Below are 12,506 nucleotides of genomic sequence, written 5' to 3' on the forward strand. Positions count from 1 at the left end.
GCGGGGGATAGCGTGGATGCCGTGGTGGGGGTCGGTGCGACGCACGGCGCCGGGCAGGCGCGCGCCGGCGCGGGTCCTGCTGCGCCCATGCCCGACCTCGTCCCGCCGATGCTGCCCGCCGCGGGGGAGCTGACCGACGCGGGCGACCCGGACCGCTGGGCGGTCGAGTTCGCCTGGGAGGGCCACCGCTGTGTGGCCTACGCCCGGCCCGGCCGCGTCCGGCTGCTGTCCTCCACCGCACGCAGCGTGACCGGGTCCTTCCCCGAGCTCGCCGTGCTCGGCGACCAGGCCCCGCCGGGCGGCATGGTGCTCGACGGCACCGTGGTCGCCCTCGACGAGGCGGGCCGCCCGTCGCGCGGCCCGCTGCTGCGCCGCACCGCGACGGTGTCCCCGGACGCGGCCCTGCGGACCGAGGTGCCGGTCGGCTACGTGGTCACCGACCTGCTGTTCTGCGACGGCCGCCGCACCCTCGAGCTGCCCTACCGGCGGCGCCGCGCGGAGCTGGAGGCGCTCGACCTGGCCGGGCCGAAGATCCTGGTCCCGCCCTCGTTCGGGCTCGACGAGGCCGACCTCGTGGTCCGGACCGCGGAGCGCTACGGCCTCGACGGGCTGCACCTCAAGCGGCTCGACCTGCCCTACCAGCCCGGGCGGCGCACCCGGAACTGGCTGCGGGTGCCGCTGCGCCGCCACCGGCAGGTGCTCGTCGCGGGCTGGGTGCCCGCCGGGGGCCCCGGCGGGGGCCGGGAGCGGATCGGTGCCGTGCTGCTGGCGCTGCCCGAGCCCGACGGGCTCCGCTACGTGGGCCGCGTCGGGATCGGCGCCGCCGACGTCGACGCCCGCACCGTGCTGCGCGTCCCCGCCACCGGGAACCCGCCGCTCGGGGTGCCCGACGGGATCGGCGTCGACGCCCGCTGGCTGGCCCCCGGCCTGGTCGCGGCGGTCGAGCACCGGGGCCGGACGGCCGCCGGACGGCTCACCCTGCCGTCCTGGCGCGGTCTGGTGGCGCCCGCCGAGCACGACGACGACCTGGCCGGCGCGATCGACGCGGCACGCCGGGCGGCGTCGGCGGCCCGCCCGACCGTCGCGCTGCGCCGCCCGGGCCGCGGGACCGGGCAGGCACCCGGGCACGGCCCGGAGACCGTCGTCCTGCCCCGCGCCGGTGCCGCGGCCGCACCGGGCACCCGGCCCGCGTCCGAGGACGGGGACGCCGCGGCAGGCACCCGAGCCCCGGGCCCCGCCGGCCGCGCCGGCACCGCGGACCCCGACCGGCCCGCCGGTGACACGCCACCGGACGAGGGCCGCCCGGCCCGGCCCGGCGCGCACCGTGCCCCGGCCCCCGACGAGACCGTCCGCATCCGGGTCCGCGACGCCGTCCCGCCCGTCCCCGTGGACCCCGCGCCGCCGGCCGCCGCCCCGGACGGCCCCTGGCACGGGCCGCTGTCGCGGCGGCTGGAGCAGCACTTCGTCTACAACACCCTCAACACCATCGCCTCGCTGGTGCGCACCGACCCGCCACGGGCCCGGGAGCTGCTGCTCGGCTTCGCCGACCTATCCCGGGCCGCGGACCGGGCCGGGGAGCCCTCGATCCGGCTCGACGAGGAGCTCGCCGCCGTGCGGGCGTACCTGCAGATCGAACGGACCCGATTCGGCGCCCGGCTGACCACCGAGCTCGACGACCCGTCCGGGGCCGGTGTCGACCCGTCGTCGGCGGTGCCGCCGCTGTCGGTGCTCGCCGCGGTCCGCCGCGGGGTGCAGGAGGAGATCGAGCCGCACAGCGCGGGCGGCGCGGTCCACGTGCGGCTGGACCCGGACGCCCCCGACGGGCCCACGGCCCGGGTGGAGGTCCATCCGGCGGACCCGGCGGAGCGGTCCGCCCGCGTCCCGCTCGTCCTGTTGGTCCTGCCGCTGGGCGTGCCCGTCGTGTGACACCCGTCGGCGGGGGAGTGGCGTGCACCGCCCGGGGCGACGGACCTTCATCGATCCGGATAGCGTGCGCGCCATGCTGGGGCTGCCCGAGGGCACACGCGCGTGCCTGTTCGACCTGGACGGCGTACTCACCGACACCGCGAGCGTCCACGCCGCGGCGTGGAAGCAGATGTTCGACGAGTACCTCCGTTCCCGCGACGGTGACGGGTACACCCCGTTCGACGTCAACGCCGACTACGGTCCGTACGTGGACGGGAAGCCCCGTCTCGAGGGGACCCGCAGCTTCCTCGCCTCGCGCGGGATCGAGCTGCCCGAGGGGTCCCCGGACGACTCCGCGGACACCGGGACCCTGTGGGGCCTGTCGACCCGCAAGAACGACCTCGTGCAGGAGCGGATCCGCACCGACGGCGTCGAGGTCTACCCGGGGTCGCGCCGTTACCTGGAGGCGGTGAAGGACGCCGGGCTCACCACCGCCGTCGTGTCCTCCAGCGCGAACGCGGAGCAGATCCTCCGGGTCACCGGGCTGGAGACCTTCATCGACCACCGCGTCGACGGCGTCACCGCCCGCGAGCGCGGCCTGCCCGGCAAGCCCGCTCCCGACACCTTCCTCGCCGCCGCGGCCGACCTCGGGGTGGACCGGTCCGCCGCGGTCGTGTTCGAGGACGCGCTGGCCGGCGTGCAGGCCGGCCACGCGGGGGACTTCGGCGCCGTCGTCGGCGTCGACCGTCTCGACCAGGCGGACGCGCTGCGTGAGCACGGCGCGGACGTCGTCGTCACCGATCTCGCCGACCTGCTGGAGCGTTCGTGAAGCCCGACCACCTGCCCACCTTCACCGTCGAGCCGTGGGTGGTCCGCGAACCGCGTCTCGACCTGGACGCGATGGGCCAGACCGAGTCGGTCTTCGCGCTGTCCAACGGCCACATCGGGCTGCGCGGCAACCTCGACGAGGGTGAGCCGCACGTCCTGCCCGGCACCTACCTGAACTCCTTCTACGAGGTGCGTCCGCTGCCGTACGCCGAGGGCGGCTACGGCTACCCCGAGTCCGGGCAGACGATCATCAACACGACCAACGGCAAGCTGATCCGGCTGCTGGTCGACGACGAGCCGTTCGACCTGCGCTACGGCACCCTGCACCGGCACGAGCGGGTGCTGGACATGCAGGCCGGCACGCTGCACCGCGAGGTCGAGTGGGAGTCCCCGGCCGGGCGCCGGGTCCGGGTCCGCTCCACCCGCATGGTGTCGCTGACCCAGCGCGCGGTCGCCGCGATCTCCTACGAGGTGGAGCTGGTCAGCAACGGCAACGAGGGCAGCGGCGCGGCCGGGGACGGCGCGCTGCTGGTGCTGCAGTCCGAGCTCGTCGCCAACGAGCAGCTGCCCGGCCGCGACGCCGACGACCCGCGCCTGGACACCGCGCTGGACAACGTGCTGGAGCCCGAGCAGTCCCGCGCCGGCGACGCCGGGGCCACCCTGGTGCACCGCACCCGCAAGTCGGAGCTGCGCTGCGGCGCGGCGATGGAGCACGAGGTGTTCGGCCCGGACGGCGTCCAGGTGTCCACCGACGCCAACGAGGACCTCGCCCGCACCACCGTCATCGCCCGGGTCAAGCCCGGCCAGTCGCTGCGCGTGGTCAAGTACCTCGCCTACGGCTGGTCCTCGCGGCGCAGCCTGCCCGCCGTCTACGACCAGGTGCGCGCCGCCATCGCCGCCGCCCGCTACACCGGCTGGGACGGCCTGGTCGCCGAGCAGCGCGACTACCTCGACGACTTCTGGGCCACCGCCGACGTCGAGATCGACGGCGACGCCGAGCTGCAGCAGGCCGTGCGGCTGGCGACCTTCCACATCCTGCAGGCCGGCGCCCGCGCCGAGCGCCGCTGCATCCCGGCCAAGGGGCTGACCGCCGACGGCTACGACGGCCACACCTTCTGGGACACCGAGACGTTCTGCCTGCAGGTGCTGTCCTTCGTCGCCCCGGAGGCCGCCGCGGACGCGCTGCGCTGGCGCAAGTCGATCCTGCCGCTGGCCTTCGAGCGCGCCGAGACACTCGGCCTGAAGGGTGCCGCGTTCCCGTGGCGCACCATCCGCGGCCACGAGTGCTCCGGCTACTGGCCGGCGGGCACCGCGGCGTTCCACATCAACGCCGACATCGCCGACGCGGTGAAGCGGCACGTGCACGCCACCGGCGACACCAAGTTCGAGCTGGAGGTCGGGCTGGAGCTGCTGGTCGCGACCGCGCGGCTGTGGCGCTCGCTGGGCAGCCACGACTCGGCGGGCAACTTCCGCATCGACGGCGTCACCGGCCCCGACGAGTACTCCTCGATCGCGGACAACAACGTCTACACCAACCTGATGGCCCAGCAGAACCTGCGCTACGCCGCCGAGGTCGCCGCGAAGCACCCGCGCTCGGCGTCACGGCTCGGGGTGGACTCCGAGGAGATCGCGTCCTGGCGCGACGCCGCCGGCGCCATGTTCATCCCGTTCGACGAGCGCCTCGGCGTGCACCCGCAGTCCGAGGGCTTCACCGACCACCAGCGGTGGAACTTCGAGGAGACCCCGGCCGAGCGGTACCCGCTGCTGCTGAACTACCCCTACTTCGACCTGTACCGCAAGCAGGTCATCAAGCAGGCCGACCTCGTGCTGGCGATGCAGATCTTCCCGGAGGCGTTCACCGAGGAGCAGAAGCGCCGCAACTTCGCCTACTACGAGGCGATCACGGTGCGGGACTCGTCGCTGTCGGCGTGCACCCAGTCGGTGATGGCCGCCCGTACCGGGCACCTGGAGCTGGCCCACCAGTACCTCGCCGAGGCCGCCCTGGTGGACCTGCAGGACCTGGCGGGCAACACCGACCACGGCATGCACATCGCGTCGATGGCCGGGACCTGGACCGCGGTCGTGCTGGGCTTCGGCGGGATGCGCTGCGAGGCCGACGGGCTGTCGTTCGCACCGGTGCTCCCGGCGTCGCTGTCGCGGATCTCGTTCGGCCTGAAGTGGCAGGGACGCCGGATCCGGGTCTCGATCACCCCCGAGGAGACCGAGTACCGGCTCACCGACGGCGCCCCGATGCGGCTGCGCCACCACGGCGAGCCCATCGCGCTCGACGACGAGGGCCCGGCCACCGCTCCGACCCCCACCCCGGAGTGGGTGGAGCCGGTGGAACAGCCCCACGGACGGGCCCCGCGGGTCCGCGGCTGACCGCGCCGGGCCGGACCGTGCAGGACGGCGGGGGACGGCGCATCCCGCCGCCGTCCCCGCAGCGGTCCGATGCCCGGTCCGTCGTTCACCGGATGGTCGTGCACCACTGGTAGCCTGGTCAGTCGCTCCGTCGGCGACAGGCTCGTCCTGCCACCGCGCGGACGTGTCGTGTACGTCCCCCCGGTGGAGGATCCCCGCGCCGTGCCCGAACCCACTTCCGCTGCCGGCTCCCCGGCTGCCGCGGCCGACCCCGCCGCGCCGGTCGACCCGGAGCTGGCCCACGAACAGTCCTACGTGGCCATGCTCTACGAACAGCTCGAGGACCGCCGTCGCGACACCGCACGCCGGCTGGCCGACACGCTGCGCGAGGAGACCGTCGGCACCCCGCAGGCCATCACCCAGCGCGACGCCGCCGCGGAGATGCTCACCGACCGGCTCGCCGGTCTGCGTGCCGCCGAGCACGGGCTGGCCTTCGGCCGGCTCGACGCCGACGACGGCGAGATCCGCTACGTCGGCCGCATCGGCCTGCTCGACGAGGACAACGAGTACGAGCCCCTGCTGATGGACTGGCGGGCACCCGCCGCCCGGCCGTTCTACACCGCCACCGCCGCGAACCCCGAGGGGATGCGGCGGCGCAGGCACCTGCGGACCCGGCTGCGGCAGGTCGTCGCGGTCGACGACGAGCCGCTCAACCTGGCCGAGATGACCGAGGCGGAGCGGGCCCGCTCGGGTTCGGGGCTCACCAGCGAGGCCGCGCTGCTGGCGGCGGTGTCCTCGGCCCGTACCGGGCGGATGGGCGACATCGTCGCCACCATCCAGGGCGAGCAGGACCGGATCATCCGGTCGAAGCCGTCCGGGGTGCTGGTCGTGCAGGGCGGGCCCGGCACCGGGAAGACGGCGGTGGCGCTGCACCGCGCGGCCTACCTGCTCTACACCCACCGTGACCGGCTCGCCCGGCGCGGCGTGCTCGTCGTCGGGCCGAACCCGACGTTCCTGCGCTACATCGGCCAGGTCCTGCCCTCGCTGGGGGAGACCAGCGTCGTGCTCGGCACCGTCGCCCAGCTGTTCCCCGGCCTGGACGCGCGACGCACCGAGACCCCGGCGACGGCCGAGCTGAAGGGCCGCGCCGACATGGCGCCGGTGATCGCCGCGGCGGTGCGCGACCGGCAGCAGCTGCCGCGGACCCCGGTCGAGCTCGTCGTGGAGCAGCAGCGGGTCGTCCTCGACCGGGACACGGTCGCCCAGGCCCGCACCCGGGCCCGGCGCTCCCGCAAGCCGCACAACGAGGCCCGTCGCATCTTCCGCAAGGAGCTGCTGCGGCTGCTCGCCCAGCAGGTCGCCCGTCGCGTCGGCGGCGGCGAGTCCGGCCTGCTGGACCGGCGCGACGTCGACGACATCCGCGACGAGCTCGCCGAGTCCGCCGAGGTCGCGACGCAGCTCGAGGAGCTCTGGCCGACGCTGTCGCCCGAGCAGCTGCTCACCGACCTGTTCGCCGATCGTCGCCGGCTCAACTCGGTGGCCCGGCGGATCCCGGCGCCCGAGCGGGCCCTGCTGGAGCGCGCGGCGCCCGACGCCGACGTGCCCCCGGACCTGCGCTGGACCCCGGCCGACGTCGCCCTGCTCGACGAGGCCGCCGAACTGCTCGGAGACGACGGCGCCGCCCAGGCCGCCGCAGAGGCCGCGGCGCTGCGCGAGGAGGTCGAGTACGCCCAGGGCGTGCTCGACGTGCTCGACCTGGAGGAGGACCTCGACCCCGAGCTGCTGCGCGCCACCGACATCATCGACGCCGACAGGCTCGCCGAGCGCATGCAGGTCTCCCGCTACGACTCCACCGCCGAGCGGGCGGCCGCGGACCGTGAGTGGACCTACGGCCACATCATCGTCGACGAGGCGCAGGAGCTGTCGGCGATGGCCTGGCGGATGGTCATGCGTCGCGCCCCCGCCCGGTCGATGACCCTCGTCGGGGACATCGCCCAGACCGGTGACCGCGGCGGCGCGGGCTCGTGGGACGAGGTCCTGTCACCGTTCGTGGCACGCCGCTGGCGCCTGGAGCAGCTGACGGTGAACTACCGGACGCCCTCGGAGATCGCCGACGTCGCCGATGACGTGCTGGCCGAGATCGACGCCTCGCTGCGGCCGCCGTCGTCGGTGCGCTCGACCGGGGTGCCGCCGTGGGCGGCGGTGCTGCCCGCCGGGGCCGACGGCGACCGGGTCCTGGCCGAGCGCGTGCGCGCCGAGCGCGACGCCGTCGGGGACGGGCGCACCGTCGTCCTCACGCCGCAGGGCCGCCTGGACCGGGTCCGCGCCGTCCTCGACGCCGCCGGGCTCACCACCCCCGAGCCCGCCGAGGGCGAGTCCGAGCTGGACGCGCCGGTCGTCGTGCTGCCGGTCGCGGCGTCGAAGGGCCTGGAGTTCGACGCCGTCGTCGTGGTGGAGCCGCAGGAGATGCTCGACGAGTCCCCGCGCGGGCTCAACGACCTCTACGTCGCGATCACCCGGGCCACCCAGCGGCTCGGGGTGCTCCACTCCGGGGACCTGCCCCCGGTGCTCAAGCGGATCGGGCGCGCCTAGCGCACCCAGCGGTCGAACCAGGACAGCAGGGCCGCGCGCTGCAGCTCGGTGCCCGGGGTGACGGTGCCGAGCCCGTCCCCGGCGCCGTGCTCGAGCCCGGGAAGCTGCAGGTAGCGGGTCGGGATGCCGAGCTCGTCGGTCGCGGCGGCGAAACGGGCCACCGGCGCCGCCGGGACGAGGTGGTCCGCCGAGCCCTGCACGACCAGCGTCGGCGGCGAGTCGGGCCGGGCGTGGGTGATCGAGTCGGTGAACGCGTAGCGCTGCGGGAACTGCTCCGGCGACCCGCCGATGTAGGCCGCCCCGACCTGGCGCCCGATCGCGGAGAACGGCTCGGTGGCGGTCAGGTCGACCGCCGGGTACATCCCGGCGACCGCCCGCACCCGGGGCAGCGCGGCGAGGTCACCGCACGTCGGGGCCAGGGCCCCCGCGCGGTCGAGGTAGGCGGCGTCGACCGCGAGGTTGCCGCCTGCCGACTCGCCGAAGATCCCGACCCGCGAGGTGTCCAGCCCGAGCCCCGGGCCGGCGGTGCCGACCCAGGTGAGCGCGCAGCCGACGTCGCCGACCTGGGTGTCCCAGTCGTGCAGCTCTTCGGTCGCGAGCCGGTAGTCGACGTCGACGACGGCGTACCCGTTGTCGGCGAGGAACCGGTTGTACGGCGACGGGCCCCGCGAGCCCTGCACGAAGCCGCCGCCGTGCACCCGCACCAACACCGGCGCCGGGCCGCCGCCGGGCCGGGGCAGGTAGAGGTCCGCGAGCAGGGGGGTCCCGCCCGGAGCACCGAACTCGACGGTGCGGTCAGGCCCGGGCGCGGCGACCGGGACGGGCGAGACCGGCAGGAACGGGTGCAGCCCGCCGCCGTCGCGGGCGACGGTCACCACGAGCGCCGTGTACGTTCCCGTGGCCATCAGCGTGGCGGCCACCGTGAGGCCGATCAGCACCGAGCCGGCCCGACGGCGCCGCCACAGCGCCCGCACCCCGACGGCGGCCGCCACCCCGACCAGGGCCAGGACGACGTTCCACACGCCGAGGCCGTCGCGCAGCGAGCCCAGCACGAGCAGCAGCCCCTGCGACGTCACGTCCTGCAGCAGCGGCACCCACCAGCCGACCGGGGGCCAGCGCGAGCGCCTGGGCGAGGACGGTCCAGACCAGCACGACGACGGCCAGCAGACCGAGCAGGGCGGCGAGCAGCACCGCCCCCGCGCAGTGGACCCGACCGTGTGACCGGTCCCGCCGTCGTCCGCCCCGTCGCCGTGTCCTGTCCCACTGCGGGCCCCCGTCGTCCGTCGCACCGGATCTCGTTGTGCGACAGAGTAGGCGCTCCGGTCGACGGGGTGTTCAGCCGCGGGCGCGGTAGAGGTCCCGCAGCAGCGCGATCTCCGCCCCGTGGTGGATGGCCTCCCGGTGGATGTGCAGCACCAGGGTGGCCAGCGGCGCGTCGGCGTAGGGGCCCTCGGCCGGTCCGCACGGCCGGGCGAGGCCCTCGGCGCCGAGCGCGGCGACCCCGGCGGTCCAGCGGGCGTACTCGGCGTCGAGTGCGTCGAGCGCCGCCGCCGCGGTACCGGGGTAGGCGTAGGAGCCGTAGTCGACGGCCGGCCCGCCGAAATGGGAGTGCGAGCGCATCGCGAACACCCCGACCAGGAGGTGCCCGAACCGCCACGCGATCGTCGTGACCGGCGGCGGCTCCGGCGTCGGGAACGCGAAGTCGATCACCCAGTCGCCGGACCCGGCACCCGGCGGGGTCACCGACTCCCCGCGGCGGCGCACGCCCCAGCAGCCGGGCACCGGCTCCCAGTGGTACTCGTCGTCGGTGAGCCCGGCCAGCCGCGGGCGCAGTGCGGTCTCCCAGTGGAACGTCAGCTGCGCGAGCAGCTCGCCGTTCCAGTCGACACCCGTCCTCGTCCCCATCTCCGTCATGACCTCACAGTCTGGCCCCGATCGCGGACACCGACTGCCCGCGTGCGGATCCGGGTCAGCCGGCGAGGCGGACCGGGCGGAAGGCGCGGCTGCGGGCCCGCGTGGCGGCGGCGACCAGGGCACCGGCCAGGCGCAGGTCCTCGGCGTCGCGCTCCGGATGGGACTGGACACCGACCACCCAGGGCGCGTCGGCACCGCCGGGGCCCGACGGGTCGCTCCACTCCAGCGCCTCGACGACGTCCCCGGCGCGGGCGGACACCCGCAGCCCGGGGGCGACGCGGTCCACCCCCTGGTGGTGGTGACAGCGCACCGTCACCGGGCCCGGCCCCAGGATCTCCGCGGCCCGGGTCCCCGGCTCGGTCAGCACCGGCACCGGCGCGTACACCCCCGGTCCGGCCGAGTGCGCTCCGGCGACCTGTGCACCGACCACGTCGGGCAGGTGCTGGTGCAGCGTCCCGCCGAGCGCCACGTTGAGCAGCTGCAGCCCGCGGCACACGCCCAGCACCGGGATCCCGCGGCCGAGCGCCCGGTGCAGCGCCGCCACGTCGGCGGCGTCACGCCCGGTGCGCGGTGTGTCGGTGTGCGCGCCGGCCACCTGTCCGTAGCGGGCCGGGTCGACGTCCTGGCCGCCGATGAGGAGGAGCCCGTCGAGGGCGTCGACGGCCTCCTCGGCGCCGTCCACCGGGGCGAGCAGCACCGGGACGCCGCCCGCGGCCAGCACCATCTCGACGTAGGTGCGGGGGACCAGCACGACGTCGTCGTCGCGCATGATCCAGTAGTCGGCCCGCTCGCTGTAGCAGCTGATGCCGATGAGCGGGCGCGTCACGAGTCGGCCCCGTGCAGCACGTCGATCACCTGGTCGCCGTAGCGCGCGAGCTTGCCCTCGCCGATCCCGGAGATCGTGCCCAGCGCGGCCCGGTCGGCGGGGGACCGCGTCGCGATCTCACGCAGCGTCGCGTCGTGGAAGATCACGTAGGCGGGGACGCCCTGCTCCTTCGCCGTCGCCGCCCGCCATGCCCGGAGCCGCTCGAACACCGGCGCGAGCTCGGCCGGCATCTCCACGGCCTGCTTCGACCCGCCCCGCGACCGCGACGACCGCGCCGCGCGTTCCGGCTCGGAGCGCAGCATGACCTTCTGCTCGCCACGCATCGCGGCCGGGGACTCGTCGGTGAACCGCAGCGTCGAGTAGTTCCCGCCGACGGTCAGCAGCCCGCGCGCGACGAGCTGGCGCAGGACGTTGCGCCACGCGACGTCGGTCAGCTCGGTCCCGACGCCGAACACCGACAGCTCGTGGTGGCGGTGCTGGTCGACCTTCGGGGTGCGCTTGCCCAGCAGGATGTCGACGACCTGCCCGGCGCCGAACTCCTGGTTGCGCTCCTTCTTCAGCCGCCACACCGTCGACAGCACCTTCTGCGCCGCGACCGTGCCGTCCCACGACGACACCGGCGTCAGACACGTGTCGCAGTTCCCGCACCGCTGGGCAGCGGGCTTCTGCCCGAAGTAGCGCAGCAGCTGCGCCCGGCGGCACTCGGTGGTCTCGCACAGCGCGAGCATCGCGTCCAGGTGCTGGGCCAGGCGCCGCTTGTGCGCGGCGTCGCCCTCGCCGTCGTCGATCATCTTGCGCTGCTGGACGACGTCGGCGAGCCCGTAGGCCAGCCACGCCGTCGACGGCTCGCCGTCGCGGCCGGCCCGCCCGGTCTCCTGGTAGTAGCCCTCCACGGACTTCGGGAGGTCGAGGTGGGCGACGAAGCGGACGTCGGGCTTGTCGATGCCCATGCCGAACGCGATCGTCGCGCACATGACCAGGCCGTCCTCGCGCAGGAACCGGGACTGGTTCTCCCGGCGCACCGACGCGTCGAGCCCCGCGTGGTACGGCAGTGCCCGGATCCCCTGCGCGGTGAGGAACTCCGCGGTCTGCTCGACCGACCTGCGCGACAGGCAGTAGACGATCCCCGCGTCCCCGGCGTGCTCGGAGCGCAGCAGCTCCAGCAGCTGACGGCGCGGCTCGTTCTTCGCGACGATCCGGTACTGGATGTTGGGCCGGTCGAAGCTCGCGACGAAGGCCTGAGCCCCGGTCAGCTCCAGACGCTGCGCGATCTCGGTGCGGGTCGCGTCGGTCGCGGTCGCGGTCAGTGCGATCCGCGGGACGTCCGGCCAGCGCTTCGGCAGCTCGGAGAGCAGCAGGTAGTCGGGCCGGAAGTCGTGCCCCCACTGCGCGACGCAGTGCGCCTCGTCGATCGCGAACAGGGCGATCCGGCCGCGTTCGAGCAGCCGCACGGTGGCCTCGACACGCAGCCGCTCCGGGGCGAGGTAGAGCAGGTCCAGCTCGCCCGCGAGGAACTCCTGCTCGGTGAGGCGGCGCTCGTCGGCGTCCTGGGTGGAGTTGAGGAACCCGGCCCGCACCCCGAGCGCGCGCAGCGCGTCGACCTGGTCCTGCATCAGTGCGATCAGCGGCGACACCACGACCCCGGTGCCCGGCCGGGCCAGCGCCGGTACCTGGTAGCAGAGCGACTTGCCGCCACCGGTCGGCATGAGCACCAGCGCGTCCCCGCCGCCGGTGACCTGCTCGACGATCGCCTGCTGCTCGCCGCGGAACGCGTCGTAGCCGAAGACGCGGCGCAGGATCTCGTGCGGGTCGCTGCTGTGCACCCGCTCCGGGACCGGCTCCGGCTCCGGCAGCCGGCCCGGCCCGGCGGGAGCGGCGGCCCAGGCGTCCTCCGGTGGGGGTTCGTCGCCGTAGTCGTCCTCGGGTTCGGGCGGGAGCGGGATCTCGTCCGGGTCGGAGGCGTCGAACACGTCGTCGATCGTACGAGCCCCGCCGCGTGCGCCCCGCCCGGCACTCACCTCGCGGCACCGCCGACCGCGCCCGGGCCCGGGCGCGGCGTGGCCCCGGTCACCGCCCGTGT

Annotated in this window: 8 protein-coding genes; 4 read left to right on the forward strand and 4 right to left on the reverse strand. The window is 75.3% G+C overall.

From position 1 onward, the window contains the following. Positions 1 to 21: 21 nt before the first annotated feature. From ZF1_RS14085 to ZF1_RS14100, 4 genes are all read left to right on the forward strand, one after another. Positions 22 to 1,926: a histidine kinase gene (locus tag ZF1_RS14085; protein WP_482637480.1), complete on the forward strand. Its 1,905-nt coding sequence runs from the start codon at positions 22 to 24 to the stop codon at positions 1,924 to 1,926. 73 nt (positions 1,927 to 1,999) lie between these two features. After that, positions 2,000 to 2,734 (forward strand): beta-phosphoglucomutase family hydrolase, encoded by a 735-nt coding sequence (locus ZF1_RS14090; protein ID WP_062394933.1) that lies wholly within the window; start codon positions 2,000 to 2,002, stop codon positions 2,732 to 2,734. Then, positions 2,731 to 5,115 carry a glycoside hydrolase family 65 protein gene (locus tag ZF1_RS14095; RefSeq protein WP_178373824.1) on the forward strand — a complete coding sequence of 795 codons (2,385 nt, stop codon included), beginning with the start codon at positions 2,731 to 2,733 and terminating at the stop codon, positions 5,113 to 5,115. Before ZF1_RS14090 ends, ZF1_RS14095 begins: the two co-directional genes overlap by 4 nt. Positions 5,116 to 5,415: 300 nt before the next feature. Next, positions 5,416 to 7,686 (forward strand): HelD family protein, encoded by a 2,271-nt coding sequence (locus ZF1_RS14100; protein ID WP_357545728.1) that lies wholly within the window; start codon positions 5,416 to 5,418, stop codon positions 7,684 to 7,686. Here the strand turns inward: ZF1_RS14100 and ZF1_RS14105 are convergent. The 4 genes from ZF1_RS14105 to recQ all read right to left on the reverse strand — a co-directional run bounded on the left by ZF1_RS14105 (position 7,683) and on the right by recQ (position 12,249). After that, complete coding sequence (locus ZF1_RS14105) at positions 7,683 to 8,780, reverse strand: alpha/beta hydrolase fold domain-containing protein (RefSeq protein ID WP_482637481.1); 1,098 nt, start codon at positions 8,778 to 8,780, stop codon at positions 7,683 to 7,685. The two genes, ZF1_RS14100 and ZF1_RS14105, sit on opposite strands and share 4 nt — an antisense overlap. A 241-nt stretch (positions 8,781 to 9,021) precedes the next feature. Continuing rightward, positions 9,022 to 9,600, reverse strand: a complete 579-nt coding sequence (locus ZF1_RS14110) for a DinB family protein (protein WP_226369293.1) — start codon at positions 9,598 to 9,600, stop codon at positions 9,022 to 9,024. A 55-nt stretch (positions 9,601 to 9,655) separates the two neighbouring features. Continuing rightward, positions 9,656 to 10,426: a gamma-glutamyl-gamma-aminobutyrate hydrolase family protein gene (locus ZF1_RS14115; RefSeq protein ID WP_482637482.1), complete on the reverse strand. Its 771-nt coding sequence runs from the start codon at positions 10,424 to 10,426 to the stop codon at positions 9,656 to 9,658. Then, positions 10,423 to 12,249 (reverse strand): DNA helicase RecQ, encoded by a 1,827-nt coding sequence (gene recQ / locus ZF1_RS14120; RefSeq protein ID WP_174525563.1) that lies wholly within the window; start codon positions 12,247 to 12,249, stop codon positions 10,423 to 10,425. Before recQ ends, ZF1_RS14115 begins: the two co-directional genes overlap by 4 nt. Positions 12,250 to 12,506 lie beyond the last annotated feature (257 nt).

The organism is Pseudonocardia sp. ZF1 (assembly GCF_056835605.1).